Consider the following 19,696-nt stretch of genomic DNA (forward strand, 5'->3'; position numbering starts at 1 on the left):
ACAACAGGGCCATCGGGAGCAGGCACGAATGTCGTTCAAACATTGGTCGATGACATGGAAAGTGGTCAGCCTTCTGCTGCTGCTGGGCGTGACCAGCCTTGCGGGTGTGTTCTACGCCACGCAGAAGCTGATCTCGATCGACGATCGCTATTCGCGGCTTCTCGAGGAAGACGCCAAGGCGCTGGTCCGCATGGTCCGCTCCTCGCGCTTCATCACCCAGTATCAGCTGGGAATGGCCAATGCGCTCTTGGCCAAGAGCGAGGAGGCCAATGCGGCCGCCGCCGGGATTCGCGAGGCGGCGCTGAAGGGCTTCGAGAGCAACTTCGCCGAAGCCTACAAGCGGCTGCCGGCCGAGCGGGCGACGCTCGATGGGTTCCGCGACGCGTTCAAGGCAGCCATCGACGGTCCCTGCGCGTCGGTGCTGCGGCTCGCCGCGAAAAATACCGACGAGGCGATGGCGCAGGGCTTCGCGCAGATGGAACAGAGCTGCATGCCGCAGCTCAAGCGCGGCTCGGACGCCGTGACGGCGTTCAATCAACGGCTCGTCGAAATGCTCGACAGCAAGAGCGACGATGCCACGACCGATTCGCTCACCACGGCCCGCAACACGCTGATCGGTCTTGCGGCATCCATCCTGGCCGTGGTCGGGCTCGCTGTGCTGGTCGTGCGTAGAGGCGTGGTCGCGCCGATCCGCGCATCGATGGGCACCATGACCGGGCTCGGCCGTGGCGAGCTCGCGGTCGCGGTCGCCGGCACCGAGCGCCGCGACGAGATCGGCGCCATGGCGAAGACGCTGGAGCTCCTGCGCGACCAGCTCCGCGACGCCGAGCAGGCGCGCGCCGAACGGGCCGCACGCGAGGAGGCCGACCGGCAGGCGCTGGCCCGGCGCGAGCGGCTCGCCTCCGACTTCATCAGCCGCATGCAGAGCCTCGCCACCGGCTTCGCGCAGTCCTCGGGCGAGGTCGCGGATTCGGCCAAGAACCTGTCGGCGACGGCGGAGGAGACCTCCCGACAGGCGCAGGCCGTCGCCGCGGCGGCGGAAGAGGCGGCGACCAACGTGCAGACCGTCGCCAGTTCGTCGGAAGAGATGGCGGCCTCGGTCCGCGAGATCACCTCGCAGGTCGGACATTCCTCGAAGGTCGCCGACACCGCCTTCGCCGAGGCCGAGGCGTCCAACATCCGCATCTCGACGCTCGCCACCGCGGCGGCCGCGATTGGCGACGTGATCAACCTGATCAAGGGCATCGCCGACCAGACCAACCTGCTCGCGCTCAATGCCACGATCGAGGCGGCGCGTGCCGGCGAGGCCGGCAAGGGCTTCGCCGTGGTCGCAGCCGAAGTGAAGCAGCTCGCCTCGCAGACGAGCCGCGCCACCGAGGAAATCGGCGCCAAGGTCGGCGAAATCCAGCAGGCGACCGAGGATTCGGTCCGGTCGATGGGCGCCATCGTACAGGTGATCGGCAACATCAAGGAGATCGCCGCCTCGATCGCCAGCGCGGTCGAGGAACAGGGCGCGGCGACCGGCGAGATCGCGCGCAACTGCCAACAGGCGGCGACGGGCACCAACCAGGTGACGCAGAACATCTCGGGGGTCGGCCAGGCGGCCGAGATGACCGGCGCGGCCTCGACCCAGCTGATGAACCTGTCGAAGGGGCTGTCCGACCAGGCGGTCGACCTGCGCAAGACGGTCGAGACGTTCGTGCGCGACTTCGCGGCCTGACGGTCTGCGGCGACCCTTTGCGCGATACGGTGCCGCCGGCCCTCGGGCCGGCGGTGCTGTTTCTGTTTGCGGGCGACGCCGTTCGAGGGTCGCCCCGTCCGGAGAGCTCAGCCGCGCGCGATCGCGCGCAGGGTCGCGGCCAGCGCCTGGGCCGGCTGCTCGCTCGCTGTGGCCAGCTGGATCGCCTCGAAGCGCGTGCCGACGAGGCGCATGGCGGTCTCGATCGCATCCGGCCGGCGCTCGGCCTGACCGAGCGCCGTCGCAAGCGCAACGGCACAGGTCGCGGCCAGTTCGCCATCGGCCTCGACTGCGGCGACGAAGGCCGACGGCGCGCTCGGCCGGAACGGCCCGTCGCCGAGATCGCGGATCGGATGTTCGGCGCCGAGCGCGACGATCATCTCGGCGGCGAGATCGAAGACGTCCCAATGATAATCGATGCCGAGCGCGACGCTCATGCGGCCGCCGCTCTCCTCGACGGCACGCGACCACAGATGACCGTAGCTGTCGAAGATGCGCGTGTAGGCGCGGTCGATCGCGTGTTCGAACACCAGCGCATCGGCGTAGCCGGCAGCGCCGAGCAGCCGGCGCGCATGGCGATAGACGAAATTCGAGAACAGCGCCCGCGCCTCCGCCGCGCCCTGCCGGCGCGTGTCGAAGAAGCGGCCGTAGAGCGCCGGCGTGGTCGGCGACGGCGCACCGTCGTCCTCGCCGAGCAGGCCGCGCTTGGCGATTTCCTCGATGTCGGTCAGCACCATGTCGGCGAGGCGGCCGACCCGCGAGACGGTGCGGCCGCCGAAGCGCGAGACCGGTCCGGGCAAGGGCAGCGGCAGCCGCCCCTCGCCGCGACCGACCCGACCGCCGATCTCGGAGCCCGCGCGGATCAGATGCCGGACCGAGCGCACGCCATCACGCAGGAAGGTGACGAGATCCGGGGCCGCGGCGCGGCTGCCCGCTTCGTGCTCGGTATCGGCCATGATCCTCTCCCTTTGCCTGCCCGCGCGGCCGTTCGGCCGACGGTCCCGCCCGGTCGCGCCGGGCGGTGGTTCCGTCGACTATAGCGCAATCAACGCCGATCGCGCAGGGCGGTGCCGGCGTCAGGCTTGCGAAAGATCGAGTTCGCTGACGATCCGCTTGGCGCGGGCGACGCGCGACGGGCTCATCGACAGTTCGGTGACGCCCGCCTTGACCAGTTCGGGGATCAGCGCCGGATCGCCGGCGGCCTCGCCGCAGACGCCGACCCAGATGCCACGCGCATGCGCCGCATCGGCGATCATCTTGACCGCGCGCAGCACCGCGGTGTTGTCGGCCCGGCAGAGCCGCGCCAGTCGCGGATGCGGGTTCATCCGATCGGCCGCCATCGTGTACTGGGTCAGATCGTTGGTGCCGATCGAGAAGAAGTCCACTTCGGCCGCCAGGAGATCGGCGGTGAAGGCCGCCGCCGGCGTCTCGACCATGACGCCGATCGCCGGCATCTTGCACGGCACGCCCTCGGCCTCGAGTTCGACGCGGCAGGCCTCCATCATCGCCCGGGCCTCGCGCAGTTCCTCGACCACGGCGATCATCGGGAACATGACCTGGATGTTGCCGTGGACGGCGGCGCGCAGCAACGCGCGGAGCTGCGGTTTGAACACCGCGGGCAAGTCCAGGCACATCCGGATGCCGCGCCAGCCGAGGAACGGGTTCTCCTCGTGCGGCGCCGCGATGCCCGGCAGCGGCTTGTCGCCGCCGACGTCGAGGGTGCGGATCACCACCGGTCGGTCGCCGAACGCGGCGGCGACCTTGGCATAGGCGGCGTACTGCTCGTCCTCGGTCGGCAGCGAGCGGCGCTCCATGAACAGGAACTCGGTGCGGAACAGGCCGACGCCCATGGCGCCGCTGGCGATCGCCTTGTCGAGCTCGGCCGGCGAACCGATGTTGGCGGCGATCTCGATCGCTCGCCCATCCCGCGTCTTCGGTGCCACGTCGCGCCATTCGGCGTCGAGCCGGCGCTGCTCTTCCGCGGCGGCGATCTTGGTCTCGAACGAGGCTCTGGTCTCGCCGTCCGGATCGGCATGGACGCGGCCTTCGGTGCCGGAGACCGCGAGGGCCGCGGCGGCCTTCAGCGTCTCGAAGCCATCGCGGACGCCGAGCACGGCCGGGATGCCGAGCGCGCGGGCGACGATCGCGATGTGCGAGGTCGCCGTGCCTTCCTGGGTGACGAGCGCCATGACCTTGTCGAGCGGCAGGCGCGAAAGGTCGAAGGCGTCAATGGCGGCGGCGACCACCACGCAAGGCGCGGCGATCTGCGAGGGATCGGTGTCCGGCACGCCGAGCAGGCGCGCCGCGACGTGCCGGCCGAGATGGCGGACGTCCTCGGCGCGCGCGGCGAAGTAGGGATCTGGCATGCGCGCGAATTCGTGGCCGAGCGCGGTCGTGGCGTCGAGCACGGCGGCGGCGGCGGTCGAGCCACCGGCGATGCGGCCTTCGACAGCTTCGACGACGCTGTCGTCGCGGGCGAGATCGGCGAGCGCGAGCAGGATCTCGCCGGTGCCCTCGGCCTTGGCCGCGTCGGCGGCGAAACGTGCGGCGAGGTCGGCGAGCGCGGCGCGGAACGCCGCCTTCTCGTCGTCGATCTCGCGCGGCGACAGGCGCCGGCGATCCGGCACCAGCGGCGCCTTCTCGATCACGAACACCGGGCCGATCACATGGCCATCGGAGGCCGGCACGCCGACGATGCCGTCGCCGGGCGCCGCAACGGGCGCGGGCGTCTCCACCAGCGCAGGGGCGACCACCGGGGCGGTGGCGCCGCCATGGGCGCCGGCATTGAGCCCCTTGGACGCTTCCGACTCACCGGCGACCAGCGCGGCGAGTTCGTCGACCGCGCGGGTCGCGTCGTCGCCGTTGCCGCGGATGACGATCTCGGTGCCTTCTTTGACGCCGAGCAGCATCAGCTTCACGGCGCTCTTGCCGTTCACGGCCTTCTCGCCCGACACCACCTCGATGTCGGCGGCATAGGCCTTGGCGATCTGGACGAACTTCGCCGCCGGGCGGGCATGCAGCCCTTCCTCGATGCGGACGACGGCCCTGCGCTCGTACATGGATGCCTCTCACTCGGGACGCGGTGTGTCGCGCTTGACGCGCGACCGGACACGGGACGTCGCGCGTCAAGCGCGACGGCAGATCCCGCTTGTCGCACGGTTGCGACGAAATTCGGGTCGCCGGGGGCCGGACCCCGCTTGCGCTTCAAGTGGGGCGTCCGGCTCACCGGTCTCAGTCACCGCCCGCTCTCGGGCGGCGAATTCGCGCAAGGCCTCAGGCGGCGGCGAAGGTGATGCGCGCGCCGGGAGCGAGCTTGGCCAGCACGGTCTCGGCCGGCACGACCTCGACGCTGATCTCACCGGGGCGATCGGCGGAGGCCGCGCCCGTGAAGCTCAGCGACACGTGGCCGATCTCGACCATCTTGTTCCACGCGCTGGCGCCAACCGCGGTGATGGTGATCGCGAGATCGCCAATGGTGACCTTGTCGCCGGGCTTGGGCGCTTCGGGAGACACGGCCTGCGGCTCATGGGTGACGGCGATCTCGGCGAGCTCCGGCGGGGCGCCGGCACCGAACAGGATCAGGACGCCGCCTTCCAAGAGGTCGCCGACTTCCGGACCGATGGCGCTGACGATGGTCGAATAATTGAGGCTCACGCGAGAACTCCGATCAGATGCGGGAGTCCGGGCGGCGGGGAGTGATCCCGCCGCCCGGACGAGATCACAGGAAGAAGCTCGCCACCCAGGCGATGAGCACGGAGACCGGACCCATGATCTGGCGACTGATCAGCACGGCGGGCACGCCGATGCGGATCGTCTCGGGCTTGGCTTCACCGAGCGCGAGGCCGACGGGCACGAAGTCGCAGCCGACCTGCGTGTTGTAGGCGAACAGCGCCGGCAGGGCCATGGCAGGCGCGATCGTGCCGTTGGCGATCTGCGGACCGATGATCGCCACGCCGATGACCTGGGCGATGACCGCGCCCGGGCCGAGGATCGGCGACAGGAACGGCAGGCCGCAGATCGCGGAGATCACGATCAGGCCGACGATGTTGTTGGCGAGCGGGCCCATCGGCGCGGCGAGCATGTTGCCGATGCCGGTGTAGAGGATCAGGCCGATCAGCATGGTCACGAAGGCCATGAACGGCAGGACGTTGCGGACCACCTGATCGATCGTGCGGCGACCGGCATTGAAGAAGATGCCGACGGCCCGGCCCATGACTCGGCCGACCGAGGAGATGATGCCGATCAGACCGCCTTCGGAGCCCTGAGCGACCGGCGCCGCGGAGGCGCTCGACGACGACGATGCCATGCTGGACGCTCCCGCGCCGGCCTGCGTCGCGGCTTCCGAGCCGTCCGCATAGGCCATGTTTTCCGGCTTGACGCCCGAGACGTAGATGTCCTCGGTGATGAACTGGGCGAGCGGGCCCGACTGACCGACCGGGGTCAGGTTGATGGTCGGGATGCGCTTGCGCGGATAGACGCCGCAGCGGGCGGTGCCGCCGCAATCGACCACCACGGCGGCGATCTCGCCCTCGACCGGCGGCGCACGGAAGCCGTCGACCACGGTCGCGCCGGTCATCTCGGCGAGGCGCGCCGCGACCGGGGGAATGCCGCCGCCGGTGATCGCGACGATCTTGTCGCGCTGGGCGGTCGGGGCGATCACCAGCGGTCCACCCCAGCCACCGGGGCCCTTGGACACGCGAACGGACTTGTAGCTCTTCGACATGAATGGATCCTCCCGTCTCGGCTCAGAGCTTCACGCCTTCGCGGCGCGCCATGATGCCGGTGATCCATTCCGTGACGATGCCCTTGAGCAGGATCACGATGACGCCGACGATGAAGTAGTAGATCGCGACCTTGACGTGGTAGCCGGCCGGGACGGTGCCCGCCTTCTCCAGCTCGAGCAGCGCGACGAGCACGCCGCCCCACACGAAGTACTCGCCCGGGTTCGCATGCGGGAACAGGCCGAGCACCGGGTGCACGAAGGAGACGGCCGAGTCGTAGAACGCCGGCTTGTGCTTCTCTTCGAGGAAGGTGCCGAAGGTGTAGGCCATCGGATTGGTGAGGAAGAACACCGACAGCACCGGCAGGACGGTGTAGCGGGTCAGCGCGTAGCGGCCGGCGGCGCGAGCGACACCGTGGACGCGCGCTTCGCCGACCATCTCGGTAACGGCGTAGAAGGCGGTCATCAGCACGACTAGCGTCGGAATGATGCCGGTGACGAAGCCGGTGAACACCTCACCGCCCTTCTGGAACACGCCGATGAAGTGCTTGCCGGCGGTGGTGAGCCAGCCGAGCTGTTCTTCCTGGTTCTTGGCGACGTCCTTGACCTTCGCCGCGTAGTCCGCGGCCGTATCGGCGACGAGCACGACGTGGTTGTTGCCCGAGGCATGGTCGCCGACCGCGGCCGCGCCGTTCAGCACGGCGTCCAGGGCCGCATGGCCATGGCTCAAGCCGTGCAGAACGACGTCCGCGTTCTGCGTGATGAGACTTGTGATCGACATGGAATTCCTCCCTTCCCCCTTTTTCCGGGTCGACGCCTCTCGGGGCGCCGGTCCGGTCCCCACGCGCGGCCGTCGAGGCGGCGCGTGGTATGCGTGCAAGGCTCGGCCGACCGCGCCGTCAGGCGCCGGCGACCGCGAGCCCCTCCAGTCCCTTCGCGCGGCGGTCCGCGCGCATCGTCTCGATCTGCTGGGCCGCCTTGGCGGTCGCCTCGTTGCGGCCCTTGGCATCGGCGCCGAAAGGCGCGCCTTCGACCAGTTCCGCGACCGGGCGACCGACCAGCTCGGCGCAATCCTCGAAGCGCGCGAAGACGCTGCGCCCCTCCATCATCATCGCCTTGCGCACGATGCCGTCGGGCGAGGCAACCAGCAGCATGATGACGCCCTTGCGGAGCCGGCCCTGCGCGTTGCCGGCACCGACGAACCCGTCCGCATAGGTCTTGGTGATCTCGCCCAGCATGGCGCGGTAGTGCTGCACCTGCCGGAACGTGCCGATGCTCTGAAGCCCCCAGAGGGCCGCGAAGGCCGCGATCAGCCACACCCAGTTTTCCAAGGAAGCCTCCCTCCCGCGGGATCTCTCCCGATGCCGGCCGCAAGGTCCCTTGCCGGGATCGCGATGTGCGGACGCGGGCGCGACGGCACTCCGTCGCTGTTCCGGGGAGTGTGTACTTTTGTCTTTTTGCTTGTCAATATGTATAACGTGCTGCGCTGCGGCATACCCAAGGTCGATTTGGGGCGAGGTCTCGACGTCCGCTGCGCGACCTCAGTGTTCGACCGGACAGAGACCGGTCCGACACGGCACCGTCATCGACTGTCGCCGCGATCCGGGCCAGGCTCGCCGCAGCAGAGCCCGGACCGTGCCTCGAAGGCGATCCTCGCGGGCCGCCGCTCAGGCGGCGGTCTCGTTCGGCGCGCGCAGGTCGCGGCGCACCAGCAGTTCGGCGGCGGTCGCCTCGTTGGTGATCAGCACATTGCAGTCGATCAGTTTCATGCCGGCGAGCAGGGCATCGACCTTGTCCATGCCGCCGGAGGCGAGCACGCGGCGGGGCAGCCGCTTGATCGCCGCCATCGGGATCGACATGACCCGGTGGTTGATCGGATGGTCGACCAGATTGCCTTCCGCGTCGAAGAAATTGTAGCAGATGTCGCCGATCGCGCCGGCGCGGATCAGCGAGGCACGGTCCTCCGGGCTGACGAAGCCGAAACGCATGGAGGTCGAGTCCGGCATCATCACGCCGACCGACAACAGCGCCATATCGAGGCGCTCGGCACGGCGGAACGTGTCGTCGAGCCCGCAGCGCTCGATCAGCGCGCGCTTGGTCTCGACGCTGTCGACCAGCGCGGGCGCCGCCATCAGATAGCAGTCGGCGTCATAGGCCGAGGCGAACAGCCAGGCGAATTCCGAGGGATTGTAGCGCTTGGCCTTGGTGATGCCGCCGAGCAGCGAGACGATCTGGACATTGGAGAGCTCGCGCCGGGACAGGGTCGCGAGCGATTCCATCAGCGTCGCGCCCCAGCCGACGCCGATCGACATGTCGTCGTGGATGATCTCGGAGATGTATTCGCCTGTTGCCGCGCCGATCGACACCGCGATCTTGTCCGGCGACGACGGCTCCGGCACGACGATCGCCTCGTCGAGCCCGAACACCTGCTCGAGCTGGCGCTCGAGCGCGACGCATTCGGAGACCGAGCCCTCGATCCAGATCTTGACCTCGCGCTGGCGCTTGGCGTCGGCGATGTAGCGCACCACGGTGACGCGCCCGATGCCGAGCTTCTCGGCGATCTCGTTCTGGGTCAGGCCCTCGACATAATACATCCAGGCGACGCGCAGCCGCACACGCGCGGTGCGCCGGGTCGAGGCGTCCTTGCCCGCCGCGCCACGTCCGCCGGCCGTCTCCGACCGCCCGCCACCATCCCGTTCGCTCGCCAACGACATCCCCCCGTTCAGCCCGTCCCACATCAGCATTGCAGCCGCGGCGCGTGTCGTCGAGAGGGCGATCGCCGCACGTCCCGCATGGCTCGGCGCAGTCGGGGGCCCCGGCAATGCGCTTGGCGATTGCGCCGCGCCCGGAATTCCGCTACCCGCAACGGAAATCCGTCACTCTCTTCCCTCGCCTTTGAGAGGCCGCATGTCCGCACCCCGCTTCGATGTTCTCGGCATCGGCAATGCGATCGTCGATATCATCGCCCGCACCGAAGACGACTTCATCCTGCGGGAAGGGTTGGCCAAGGGCTCGATGCGGCTGATCGATTCGGAGGAGGCGGAGCGTCTCTACGGGCACATGCCGCAGGCGATCGAGATGTCGGGCGGTTGCGCCGGCAACACCGCCGCCGGTGTCGCATCGTTCGGCGGCCGCGCCGCCTTCATCGGCAAGGTCGCCGACGATCACCTGGGCGGGGTCTACGCCCACGACATCCGCGCCATGGGCATCCACTTCGCGACCGCGCCGCTCGGTGCCGGCGTCGCTCCGACCGCCCGTTCGATGATCCTCGTGACGCCGGACGGCGAGCGCACGATGAACACCTATCTCGGCGCCTGCCAGCACCTGACCGAGGCCGACATCGATGCCACGGTGGTCGCGGCGACCGCGATCACCTATCTCGAGGGCTATCTGTGGGATCCGCCGGAGGCCAAGAAGGCGTTCCGCCGCGCCGCCGAGATCGCCCATGCCAACGGCCGCGAGGTCGCGATCACGCTCTCCGACAGTTTCTGCGTCGATCGCTATCGCGCCGAATTCCTCGAGCTGATCCGCTCGAAGACCGTCGACATCGTGTTCGCCAACGTCGCCGAGGTGAAGGCGCTCTACGAGACCGCCGACTTCGACACGGCGATCGCGGCGCTGCGGCAGGACGCCAAGCTCGCCGCCGTCACCATGAGCGAGAAGGGCTCGATGGTCGTCACCGCCGACCAGGCGGTCGCGGTGCCGGCGCAGCCGGTCGAGACCGTGTTCGACACCACCGGCGCCGGCGACCTCTATGCGGCCGGCTTCCTTTTCGGCTATTCGCAGGGCTTCGAACTCGCCATGGCGGCGCAGTTCGGCGGACTGGCGGCGGCCGAAATCATCTCGCACCTCGGCGCCCGGCCGCAGGTCGCGCTGCGCGGCTTTGCCGAGCAGGCCGGCTTCACCCTCTGATCCCGCATCGGCGGGCGACTTCGCGCGGGCCCCTCGCCCGGCCGGCGCCCGCGACCGAGGAGATCGTCATGGCGCGTGTGCCCACCTCCTCGTCCCCGGTTCCGGAGCGAAGACACGATCGGCCGCGAACCGGTCGGCCAAGCCCCGCAAGGCGGCCGCGCCCGTACCGGCCGAGCCGCGCGCGAAATCGCGCATCGGCGAGGCCAATGTCGAGAAGATCCTGGACGCGGCGCTCGGCGTCTTCGCCCGCTTCGGCCTGCGCGGCGCACGCACGGACCAGATCGCCGAAGCGGCCGGCATGTCGAAGCCGAACCTGCTCTATTACTTCCGCTCCAAGGAGGCGCTCTACACCGCCGTCCTGGAGCGGACGCTCGCCATGTGGCTCGATCCGCTCGCGCGCATCGACCCCGACATGGATCCGCGCGCGGCGTTGACCGACTATATCGAGCGCAAGCTCGCCTATTCGCGCTCGCATCCGGATTGTTCGAAACTGTTCGCGACCGAGATCATCCAGGGGGCGCCGATGCTGCGCCCGGTGCTGGAACGTGATCTCGTGCCGCTGGTCGAAGCCAAGACCGGCACGCTGAAGCGCTGGATCGCCGAGGGCAAGCTCGCGCCGGTCGATCCGGTGACGCTCGTCTTCATGATGTGGGCGACCACCCAGCACTACGCCGACTTCGCCGCCCAGGTCGCGCTCCTGACCGGCAAGACGCTCGACGACCCGGTCTTCCACGAGACCACGCGGGCGACCATCCTCAAGGTGATCCTCGACGGCGTGCTGCCGCGCTGAGGCGGTCGCGCGGCGCCGATCAGATCACCGCGAACTGCGCCTGATGCAGCGCGGCGTATTTTCCGGCGCGGGCGATCAGATCCTGATGCGAGCCGAGTTCGACGACGCGGCCGTCGTCGACCACCGCGATCAGGTCCGCGTCGCGAATGGTCGCGAGCCGGTGCGCGATGACGAGCGTGGTGCGGCCGCGGGTCAGATCGTTCAGCGACTGCTGGATCGCTCGTTCGGTCTCGGTGTCGAGTGCCGAGGTCGCCTCGTCGAGGATCAGGATCGGCGGATCCTTCAGGAACATCCGCGCGATCGCCACACGCTGCTTCTGACCGCCCGAGAGTTTCACGCCGCGCTCGCCGACGATCGTGTCGAGGCCATCGGGCATGGCGGCGATGACGTCGTCGAGCCGGGCCTTGCGCGCGGCCTCCCATATCTCGGCATCGGAAGCGCCGAGCCGGCCATAGGCGATGTTCTCGCGCATCGTGCCGCCGAACAGGAACACGTCCTGCTGGACGATGCCGATTTGCCGGCGCAGCGAGGCGAGCGTCATGCGGCGGATGTCGATGCCGTCGATCGAGATCGCGCCGCCGGTCACGTCGTAGAAGCGCGGCAGGAGCGAGCAGAGCGTCGTCTTGCCCGAGCCCGAGGGGCCGACGATCGCCAGCGTCTTGCCGGCCGGCACGGTGAGATCGACGCCGTCGAGCACGTCACCGCCGGGCGCATAGGCGAAGCGCACGCCTGCAAAGCGGATCTCGCCCGAAAAGCGCGGCGCCTCGATCGCACCGGGGGCGTCGGCGACATCGGGCGCGGTCTCCATCAGTTCGACGAAGCGCCGGAACCCGGCCATGCCCTTCGGATAGGTCTCGATCACGGCCGAGATCTTCTCGACCGGCCGGAAGAATACCGTGACCAGGATCAGGAAGCTCACGAAGCCGCCGGGGCTCAGCTGGTTCGTCAACACGAACCAGGCGCCGGCGATCATCACGATCATCTGCACCAGCCGCATGCTCATGTAGTTGAGCGAGCTCGACGCGGCCATCAGCTTGTAGGCCTCCAGCTTGGTGCGGCGGTAGGCGCTGTTGTCCTGCTCGAACAGGCCGCTCTCGTGGCCCTCGTTGCCGAAAGCCTGCACGACGCGGATGCCGCCGACGGTCTCCTCGATGCGGGTGTTGAAGTCGCCGACGCGCGTGAAAAGCTGGCGGAAATTCTGCGTCATGCGCTGGCCGAAGTGATTGGTGATCCAGCCGGTCGCCGGCACGATCACCGCGGTCAGCACGGCGAGTTCGACGTTGATCGACAGCATGATCAGGAGCGCGCCGAGGAAGGTCATCACCGCGATGAACAGATCCTCCGGCCCATGGTGCGCGACCTCGCCGATCTCCTCGAGATCCTTGGTCAGCCGGCCGACGATGTGGCCGGTCTTCATGTTGTCGAAGTAGCGGAACGACAGTTTCTGCACATGCTCGAACGCCTGCCGGCGCATCTCGGTCTCGATGTTGATGCCGAGCATGTGGCCCCAATAGGTGACCACCACCATCAGACCGGTATTGAGCGCGTAGATCCCGAGCAGCCCGGCGACGGCGGCGATGATCAGCGGCCAGTCGGCCGTCGGCAGCAGCAGGTCGACGAAGGCCTTCACCGCGACGGGAAAGCCGAGCTCGAGCAGGCCCGACACGACCGCGGCCGAGAAATCGAGCAGGAACAGGCCGCGATAGGGCCGGTAGTAGGAGAGGAACCGGGTGAACATCGCAACAGTCTCGGACGCGGTCCCCCACGCGCACGGGCGGACACGCGTGCCATGAGGGAAAGGGCGGAGGCGTCCGCTTAGGGGAAACACGTGTCGGCGCGGTGACGCAAGCAAAGGCGAGCAACGCCGACGCATGGCGGCCATCCATCACGTCGGAGCACGGGCCGGACGGCCGAGAAACCGCGAGATCCCGTTCCGTTCCGGTCCCGATCAACACGATTGATCGGATCGATCAGCAGGATGCGTTGGTTCTCGCCGGTGCGAAGGGCGAGTTTTGCATGCACATCACCGGCGCGGGGGAGATCCGACATGGCGGCGTTCAGGCTTCATTGCTTTGGTCAGTCGGGCAACAGCTACAAGCCCGCGCTCATGCTGGCCCTGTGCGGCGCCGATTGGGAACCCGTGCTGGTCGACTACTTCGGTGGCGAGACCCGGCAGGCCGGCTGGCGGGACGGCCTCAACGAGATGGGCGAATGCCCGGTGCTCGAACACGACGGCAGAACGCTCAGCCAGTCGGGCGTGATCCTCGACTATCTCGCCGAGGTGCTCGGCCAGTTCGGTGGCCGCGACGCGGACGAGAAGCGCGAGATCTGGCGCTGGGTCCTGTTCGACAATCACAAGTTCACCAGCTATTTCGCCACCCACCGCTTCCTCAACGCGCTCGCCGAGCCGCGCGGCAATCCGGATGTGATCGCATTCCTGAGGGCGCGGACGACGGCCGCGTTCAAGGTGCTCGACCAGCATCTCGCGACGCGGGCCTGGACGGTCGGCGGGCGGCCGACGATCGCCGATCTCTCGATGGCCGGATACGTATTCTATCCCGAGGCCGAGACCGGCTTCGATCTTCGGGCGGAGTTCCCCAACATCGCCGCCTGGGCCGATCGCATCGCCGCCCTGCCCGGCTGGCAGGCGCCCTACGACCTCATGCCGTCGCAGCGGTGATCGCGGGCATGCAACGTCGTCTCGCTCTCGTCACGGTCGTGGTGCCCGACTACGACCGCGCCATCGCCTATTACGTCGGCACGCTCGGCTTCCGGCTCGTCGAGGATATCGACATGGGTGGGGGCAAGCGCTGGGTCGTGGTCGCGCCCGGCGACGGCGGCTCACACCTGCTGATCGCGCGCGCCGCCACCCTCGGCCAGGAGGCCGCGATCGGCCATCAGGCCGGCGGCCGGGTGTTCCTCATTCTCGAAACCGACGATTTCGACCGCGACCACGCGATCTATCTCGCCGCCGGCGTCCACTTTCGCGAGGCGCCGCGCGACGAGCCCTATGGGCGGGTCGCGGTCTTCGAAGACGCCTTCGGCAACCGCTGGGATCTCATTCAGCCGAAGCGGTGAGGGCGCCCCTCGCGGGTCGCCCTCGTCCATGACATCGACCGAAAGGCCGGATCACTCCGCCGGTTCGCGCGCGACCGCGGCTTCCGGATATTCGACCGGGCCGCGCGGGTTCTTGGCCATCGGGTTGTTCGGATGTTCCATCCAGGTCCGGTGGCCGCCGACCACGCGGCCGGTGCGCTTGTCGACCTCGCCGGGCGCGAGCGGCCGCATGGTGATGCAGCTGTCGACCGGGCAGACGACGGCGCAGAGATTGCAGCCGACGCATTCCTCTTCCATGACCTCGAAGTGACGCGCACCGTCCTTCTCGGTCATGATCGCCTGATGCGAGGTGTCCTCGCAGGCAATGTGGCAGCGGCCGCACTGGATGCACAGATCCTGATCGATCTCGGCCTTGACCACGTAGTCGAGGTTCAGGTGCTGCCAGTCGGTCATGCGCGGCACGGCGCGGCCGACGATCTCGTCGAGCGAGCGGATGCCCTTCTCGTCCATGTAGTCGGAGAGGCCGGTGATCATGTCCTCGACGATCTTGAAGCCGTAGACCATCGCCGCGGTGCAGACCTGCACGGTCGAGGCGCCGAGCGCGAAATACTCGACCGCGTCCTTCCAGGTCTCGATGCCGCCGATGCCCGAGATCGGGATGCCGGCGGTCGCCGGCGAGCGGGCGATCTCGCTCACCATGTTGAGCGCGATCGGCTTCACCGCCGGGCCGCACATGCCGCCGTGGGTGGTGTGGCCGTCCGTCGCCGGCCATGGCTCGAGCGTGTCGAGATTGACGCCCATCACCGAGTTGATCGTGTTGATCAGGCTGACCGCGTCGGCGCCGCCGCGCTTGGCCGCCTCGGCCGGGCGGCGAATGTCGGAGATGTTCGGCGTCAGCTTGACGATCACCGGCATGCGGCTGTGCTGCTTGCACCAGCGCGTGACCATCTCGACATATTCCGGCACCTGACCGACCGCCGAGCCCATGCCGCGTTCGCTCATGCCGTGCGGGCAGCCGAAGTTGAGCTCGATGCCGTCGGCCTCCGTCTCCTCGACGCGGCGCAGGATCTTCTTCCAGCTCTCCTCCTCGCACGGGACCATCAGCGAGACGACCAGCGCCCGGTCGGGCCAGTCGCGCTTCACCTGCTTGATCTCGTCGAGATTGACCTGCAGCGGCCGGTCGGTGATCAGCTCGATGTTGTTGAAGCCGAACACGCGGCGATCTTGCGAATGGATCGCGCCGTAGCGCGGGCCGGAGACGTTGACGACGGGAAGCCCTTCCTCGCCGAGCGTCTTCCAGACCACGCCGCCCCAGCCGGCCTTGAAGGCGCGCACGACGTTGTAGGCCTTGTCGGTCGGCGGCGCGGAGGCGAGCCAGAACGGGTTCGGCGCCTTGATGCCGCAGAAGTTCACGCTGAGATCGGCCATGTCACCCTCCCCCGATCAAGCCGCGACGACCGCGGACGCGCCGAGCGCCCGGTCGATCGAAATGGCCGCCTGCTTGCCGTCCTCGACCGCCGCGACGGTCAGATCCTCGCCGCCGTAGACGCAGTCGCCGCCCGCCCAGACGCCCGGCATCGAGGTGCGCCGCTCGGCGTCGACCTCGATGCGGCCACCGCGCATGGTCAGCAGATCGGCTTCGACCTCATGCGCCATGAAGCTCTGGCCGATCGCCTTGAACAGCTGGTCGCAGGCGAGCGTCAGCGTCTCGCCGGTGCCGACCAGCTTGCCGTCGACGGTCTTCGTATATTCGAGTTCGACGCCGGTGAGCTTGCCGGCTTCCGCGATCAGGCGGACCGGCCGCAGGTCGGTGCGGATCAGCACGCCGTCGGTCTGCGCGACCTCCTGCTCGTATTCGGAGGCGTTCATCTGCGCCCGGCCGCGGCGATAGGCGATGGTGACCTCCTCGGCGCCGAGGCGCTTGGTCTGGCTCGCGATGTCAATCGCGGTCATGCCGCCGCCGATCACGACGATACGGCGACCGACCGGCAGCGTGGAGAGGTCCTTCGCCTGGCGCAGCCGCGCGATGTAGTCGACTGCGTCCTCGACGCCGGCGAGATCGTCGCCGAGGCCGAGCGCATTGACGCCGCCGAGGCCCATGCCGAGGAACACCGCATCGAAGCTGTCCTTCAGCGCGGTCAGATGGACGTCGCGGCCAAGGCGCTTGCCGTATTCGATCGTGATGCCGCCGACATCGAGGATGTAGGCGACCTCGCGCGCGGCGAAGTCGTCGGTCGCCTTGTAGGCGGCGATACCATATTCATTGAGGCCGCCGGCCTTCTCGCGGCCCTCGAAGATCACGACCTCGTGGCCGAGCACCGCGAGCCGATGCGCGCAGGCGAGGCCGGCCGGGCCGGCGCCGACGACGGCGATGCGCTTGCCCGTCGGCGCGCCGCGCCGGAACACCTGCTTGCCCGCGGCGAACAGCGTGTCGGTCGCGTAGCGCTGCAGGAGGCCGATCTCGATCGGCTTGCCCTCGGAGACCTCGCGGACGCAGACTTCTTCGCACAGCGTCTCGGTCGGGCAGACGCGGGCGCACATGCCGCCCATGATGTTCGACGACAGAATCGTCTTGGCCGCGCCGATCGGGTTGCCGGTGGCGACCTGCCGGACGAACAGCGGGATGTCGATCGAGGTCGGGCAGGCCTTCACGCAGGGCGCGTCGTAGCAGAACAGGCAGCGCTCGGCCGCCACGCGCGCCTCGAAGCGGTCGAGCGGCGGATGGATGTCGGAGAAATTCTCCGCGAGCACGTCCGGGGCGAGCCGTCCGCTCGCGATATCGGTCCATTCGGCCATGGGTCGTCCTCCCCCTGATGTCCGTCGATCGAGCAGGCCTCCATCCACCCGATCCGCCTGCCCGGCACCGCCTCCGCCCCGTCAAGGGGCGTCAAAGGCGCGGCCGGATGCGGCAGCGTAGCAGTCGGACCCGGCACTCTGGAACTATTCCGGTTCCAACTTTTGACCATCTGATCAAAACTCGGATGAGGTGTCAATTCCGCGCCATGGTCGAAAATTGGGCGTCGATTGCGGAATCCGGCGGCATCCGCGGACCGGATTGCGCAGGACCGACGCGGCGCCGAACCGAGTTCGTCGCCCGACCCAGAACCCCGCGGCGGGTCGCCTGCCGGCCGCTTCGCCGGGAGTGGAGGTGGAGCGGCGCGTGCGCGCTCGACCTCACAGCGACGACATGGCCCAAAGTGAACATTCTGTTTGACAGATGAACAGATGTTCCATTACTCTGCACCGCAACGATCGAGAACGGGTCGCCGCAGCGAACGGCGCCCCACGGGGAGGAACACCGAGACCGCCGAGCGCTCCGCCGGCCGGCTCTGCGCGTCTCCTCGATGAAGCTCTCGTGCGTTTCCGGCCTCGCCGTCAGGTGGCCGGTTCCGAGCTCGCCGGTTCAGGCCCGACCGGCCAGGTCCAGTGCCAAGAGGACGCCTCATGCCCGATGCCGCCGTCGCGACCAGCGCCACCGGTCTCGCCAACCTGCCCAAGGCCTTCCAGGTCTACGGGCCGGAAGCGCTGAAGACCGCGCTGAAGAAGATGCATCTGATCCGCCGCTTCGAAGAGGGCGCGGAAGAGCAGTACATGCGTGGCCTGATCCACGGCACCATGCATCTGTCGATCGGCCAGGAGGCGAGCGCGGTCGGCATCTGCATGCCGCTCGGTGACGCCGACTACATTACCTCGACGCATCGCGGCCACGGCCATTGCATCGCCAAGGGCGCCGATCCGAAGAACATGTTCGCCGAGTTCTTCGGCAAGGAAACCGGCTATTGCCGCGGCCGCGGCGGCTCGATGCACATCGCCGACGTCGAGAAGGGCAACCTCGGCGCCAACGGCATCGTCGGCGGCGGCCTGCCGATCGCGGTCGGCGCGGCGCTCGCCATCAAGCAGCAGGGCCGCAAGGACGTCGCGATCTCGTTCTTCGGCGACGGCGCCTCCAACGAGGGCTCGTTCCACGAGTCGCTCAACATGGCGGCGATCTGGAAGCTGCCGGTCGTGTTCGTCTGCGAGAACAACAAGTACGGCATGTCGACCTCGACCGAGCGGTCGATGGCGGTGCCGAACGTCGCCGACCGCGCGGTCGCCTACAATATTCCGGGCGTGATCGTCGACGGCAACCGCTTCTCGGAGGTCGCCTCCGCCGCGCTCGACGCGATCGAGCGCGCCCGCGCCGGCCTCGGTCCGACGCTGATCGAGTGCAAGACCTACCGCACCCGCGGCCACTCGCGCTCGGACCGCAACCGCTACCGCACCAAGGAGGAGATCGAGGCCTGGAAGGCCAAGGATCCGATCCAGCAGTTCGAGGCCGAACTGACCGAGCACGGGCTGATCACCGCCGAGGAGATCGCCGCGATCCGCGCCGCCGCCGAGGCCGAGATCGCCGCTGCGGTCGAATTCGCGATCGCCTCGCCCGCCCCGAACGCCGCGGACCTCGTCCGCGATGTCTACACCGTCTGAGGCCGCCCCCATGGATGCGATGATCCGCGAACTGAGCTTCGCCGAAGCCCTGCGCGAGGCCATGGGCCACGCGCTCGAGACCGACCCGCGCGTGTTCCTCATGGGTGAGGACATCGGCGTCTACGGCGGCGCCTTCCAGGTGACGGGCGACCTCGTCCATCGCTTCGGCGAGGCGCGCGTCATCGATGCGCCGATCGCCGAACTGGGTCAGGCCGGCGTCGCCGTCGGCGCCGCGCTCGCCGGCCAGCGGCCGGTGCTCGAGTTCCAGTTCTCCGACTTCGCGGCGCTCGCGATGGAGCAGATCGCCAACCAGGCGGCCAAGATCCGCTTCATGTACGGCGGCAAGTGCTCCGTGCCGGTCGTGATGCGCATGCCCTGTGGCTCCGGTACGGGCGCGGCCGCGCAGCACAGCCAGAGCATGGAAGCGTGGTTCGCCCATGTGCCCGGCCTCAAGGTGGTCGAGCCGTCGACCCCGGCCGATGCGAAGGGCCTGTTCCTCGCCGCGCTCGACGATCCGGACCCGGTCATGTTCTTCGAGCACAAGCTGCTCTACAAGACCAAGGGCCACGTGCCGACCGAAGCCTACCGGATTCCGCTCGGCAAGGCCGAGATCAAGCGGAAAGGTAGCCAGCTCACCATCGTCGCCTCGGCGATCATGGTGCTGAAGGCACTCGAGGCGGCCGAAGAGCTCGCCAAGGACGGCTACGACGTCGAGGTGGTCGACCTGCGCACGCTGCGCCCGCTGGACACCGAGACCATCATCGCCTCGGTCAAGAAGACCTCGCGGCTCATGTGCGTCTACGAGGGCGCCAAGACGCTCGGCATCGGCGCGGAGATCGCCGCGATGATCGCCGAGAGCGAGGCGTTCGACTATCTCGATGCGCCGATCCGGCGGCTCGGCGGTGCGGAATGCCCGCTGCCGTACAACCCGGATCTGGAGCGCGCCGCGGTGCCGCAGGTCCCCGACATCGTCGCCGCCGCGCGCGACATGCTCTCGAAGCGGGTGTGACGC

17 protein-coding genes are annotated in these 19,696 nt (G+C 68.7%); 7 read left to right on the forward strand and 10 right to left on the reverse strand.

What is annotated here, in order from left to right:
* The first annotated feature begins 28 nt into the window (after positions 1-28).
* Positions 29-1,720: a methyl-accepting chemotaxis protein gene (locus ABS361_16320; GenBank protein XBY43630.1), complete on the forward strand. Its 1,692-nt coding sequence runs from the start codon at positions 29-31 to the stop codon at positions 1,718-1,720.
* 107 nt (positions 1,721-1,827) lie between these two features.
* Here the strand turns inward: ABS361_16320 and ABS361_16325 are convergent, their stop codons facing one another.
* The 7 genes from ABS361_16325 to ABS361_16355 all read right to left on the reverse strand — a co-directional run bounded on the left by ABS361_16325 (position 1,828) and on the right by ABS361_16355 (position 9,172).
* Positions 1,828-2,694, reverse strand: a complete 867-nt coding sequence (locus ABS361_16325) for a hypothetical protein (GenBank protein XBY43631.1) — start codon at positions 2,692-2,694, stop codon at positions 1,828-1,830.
* A gap of 120 nt (positions 2,695-2,814) precedes the next feature.
* Positions 2,815-4,797 (reverse strand): phosphoenolpyruvate--protein phosphotransferase, encoded by a 1,983-nt coding sequence (ptsP, locus tag ABS361_16330; GenBank protein ID XBY43632.1) that lies wholly within the window; start codon positions 4,795-4,797, stop codon positions 2,815-2,817.
* Positions 4,798-5,011: 214 nt separating this feature from the next.
* Complete coding sequence (locus ABS361_16335) at positions 5,012-5,392, reverse strand: PTS glucitol/sorbitol transporter subunit IIA (protein XBY43633.1); 381 nt, start codon at positions 5,390-5,392, stop codon at positions 5,012-5,014.
* Positions 5,393-5,456: 64 nt separating this feature from the next.
* Entirely contained in the window at positions 5,457-6,461 is a 1,005-nt protein-coding gene (locus tag ABS361_16340) for a PTS glucitol/sorbitol transporter subunit IIB (protein XBY43634.1), read from the reverse strand.
* A gap of 22 nt (positions 6,462-6,483) precedes the next feature.
* On the reverse strand, positions 6,484-7,239 hold the full coding sequence (locus ABS361_16345; protein XBY43635.1) for a PTS glucitol/sorbitol transporter subunit IIC: 756 nt from the start codon (positions 7,237-7,239) through the stop codon (positions 6,484-6,486).
* 118 nt (positions 7,240-7,357) lie between these two features.
* On the reverse strand, positions 7,358-7,789 hold the full coding sequence (locus ABS361_16350) for a transcriptional regulator GutM (GenBank protein XBY43636.1): 432 nt from the start codon (positions 7,787-7,789) through the stop codon (positions 7,358-7,360).
* A gap of 336 nt (positions 7,790-8,125) precedes the next feature.
* Positions 8,126-9,172, reverse strand: a complete 1,047-nt coding sequence (locus tag ABS361_16355; protein ID XBY43637.1) for a sugar-binding transcriptional regulator — start codon at positions 9,170-9,172, stop codon at positions 8,126-8,128.
* Positions 9,173-9,365: 193 nt separating this feature from the next.
* Here ABS361_16355 and ABS361_16360 point away from each other — a divergent pair, with 193 nt between their 5' ends.
* Both ABS361_16360 and ABS361_16365 read left to right on the forward strand, forming a co-directional pair.
* A complete protein-coding gene (locus ABS361_16360; protein ID XBY43638.1) occupies positions 9,366-10,370 on the forward strand; it encodes an adenosine kinase in 1,005 nt (334 codons plus the stop codon).
* Positions 10,342-11,160: a TetR family transcriptional regulator C-terminal domain-containing protein gene (locus ABS361_16365; protein ID XBY43639.1), complete on the forward strand. Its 819-nt coding sequence runs from the start codon at positions 10,342-10,344 to the stop codon at positions 11,158-11,160. Before ABS361_16360 ends, ABS361_16365 begins: the two co-directional genes overlap by 29 nt.
* A 19-nt stretch (positions 11,161-11,179) precedes the next feature.
* On the opposite strand, the gene ABS361_16370 is transcribed toward ABS361_16365, so the two are convergent.
* Positions 11,180-12,898 carry an ABC transporter ATP-binding protein gene (locus ABS361_16370; protein ID XBY43640.1) on the reverse strand — a complete coding sequence of 573 codons (1,719 nt, stop codon included), beginning with the start codon at positions 12,896-12,898 and terminating at the stop codon, positions 11,180-11,182.
* 309 nt (positions 12,899-13,207) lie between these two features.
* On the opposite strand from ABS361_16370, the gene ABS361_16375 reads away from it, so the two are divergent.
* Positions 13,208-13,840 (forward strand): glutathione S-transferase, encoded by a 633-nt coding sequence (locus ABS361_16375; GenBank protein XBY43641.1) that lies wholly within the window; start codon positions 13,208-13,210, stop codon positions 13,838-13,840.
* An 8-nt stretch (positions 13,841-13,848) separates the two neighbouring features.
* On the forward strand, positions 13,849-14,238 hold the full coding sequence (locus ABS361_16380; GenBank protein XBY43642.1) for a VOC family protein: 390 nt from the start codon (positions 13,849-13,851) through the stop codon (positions 14,236-14,238).
* 51 nt (positions 14,239-14,289) lie between these two features.
* Here ABS361_16380 and preA read toward each other — a convergent pair whose 3' ends face one another.
* Both preA and ABS361_16390 read right to left on the reverse strand, forming a co-directional pair.
* Complete coding sequence (preA, locus tag ABS361_16385) at positions 14,290-15,645, reverse strand: NAD-dependent dihydropyrimidine dehydrogenase subunit PreA (GenBank protein ID XBY43643.1); 1,356 nt, start codon at positions 15,643-15,645, stop codon at positions 14,290-14,292.
* A 15-nt stretch (positions 15,646-15,660) separates the two neighbouring features.
* The gene (locus ABS361_16390; protein XBY43644.1) at positions 15,661-17,013 is read right to left on the reverse strand and encodes an NAD(P)-dependent oxidoreductase; all 1,353 of its coding nucleotides are present in this window, start codon (positions 17,011-17,013) and stop codon (positions 15,661-15,663) included.
* Between the two features lie 648 nt (positions 17,014-17,661).
* On the opposite strand from ABS361_16390, the gene ABS361_16395 reads away from it, so the two are divergent.
* Both ABS361_16395 and ABS361_16400 read left to right on the forward strand, forming a co-directional pair.
* Complete coding sequence (locus ABS361_16395; GenBank protein ID XBY43645.1) at positions 17,662-18,684, forward strand: thiamine pyrophosphate-dependent dehydrogenase E1 component subunit alpha; 1,023 nt, start codon at positions 17,662-17,664, stop codon at positions 18,682-18,684.
* A 10-nt stretch (positions 18,685-18,694) separates the two neighbouring features.
* Positions 18,695-19,693: an alpha-ketoacid dehydrogenase subunit beta gene (locus tag ABS361_16400; protein ID XBY43646.1), complete on the forward strand. Its 999-nt coding sequence runs from the start codon at positions 18,695-18,697 to the stop codon at positions 19,691-19,693.
* Positions 19,694-19,696: the final 3 nt, after the last annotated feature.

This window comes from Ancalomicrobiaceae bacterium S20, assembly GCA_040269895.1.
Taxonomy (GTDB): Bacteria; Pseudomonadota; Alphaproteobacteria; order Rhizobiales; family Ancalomicrobiaceae; genus Methyloraptor; species Methyloraptor flagellatus.

Bases quoted from the DNA above. Each gene is read 5' to 3' on its own strand.
- preA (XBY43643.1), bottom strand. From the start codon at position 15,645: ATGGCCGATCTCAGCGTGAACTTCTGCGGCATCAAGGCGCCGAACCCG.
- ABS361_16325 (XBY43631.1), bottom strand. From the start codon at position 2,694: ATGGCCGATACCGAGCACGAAGCGGGCAGCCGCGCCGCGGCCCCGGAT.
- ABS361_16355 (XBY43637.1), bottom strand. From the start codon at position 9,172: ATGTCGTTGGCGAGCGAACGGGATGGTGGCGGGCGGTCGGAGACGGCC.
- ptsP (XBY43632.1), bottom strand. From the start codon at position 4,797: ATGTACGAGCGCAGGGCCGTCGTCCGCATCGAGGAAGGGCTGCATGCC.
- ABS361_16370 (XBY43640.1), bottom strand. From the start codon at position 12,898: ATGTTCACCCGGTTCCTCTCCTACTACCGGCCCTATCGCGGCCTGTTC.
- ABS361_16395 (XBY43645.1), top strand. From the start codon at position 17,662: ATGCCCGATGCCGCCGTCGCGACCAGCGCCACCGGTCTCGCCAACCTG.
- ABS361_16320 (XBY43630.1), top strand. From the start codon at position 29: ATGTCGTTCAAACATTGGTCGATGACATGGAAAGTGGTCAGCCTTCTG.
- ABS361_16375 (XBY43641.1), top strand. From the start codon at position 13,208: ATGGCGGCGTTCAGGCTTCATTGCTTTGGTCAGTCGGGCAACAGCTAC.
- ABS361_16390 (XBY43644.1), bottom strand. From the start codon at position 17,013: ATGGCCGAATGGACCGATATCGCGAGCGGACGGCTCGCCCCGGACGTG.
- ABS361_16360 (XBY43638.1), top strand. From the start codon at position 9,366: ATGTCCGCACCCCGCTTCGATGTTCTCGGCATCGGCAATGCGATCGTC.
- ABS361_16400 (XBY43646.1), top strand. From the start codon at position 18,695: ATGGATGCGATGATCCGCGAACTGAGCTTCGCCGAAGCCCTGCGCGAG.
- ABS361_16380 (XBY43642.1), top strand. From the start codon at position 13,849: ATGCAACGTCGTCTCGCTCTCGTCACGGTCGTGGTGCCCGACTACGAC.
- ABS361_16345 (XBY43635.1), bottom strand. From the start codon at position 7,239: ATGTCGATCACAAGTCTCATCACGCAGAACGCGGACGTCGTTCTGCAC.
- ABS361_16340 (XBY43634.1), bottom strand. From the start codon at position 6,461: ATGTCGAAGAGCTACAAGTCCGTTCGCGTGTCCAAGGGCCCCGGTGGC.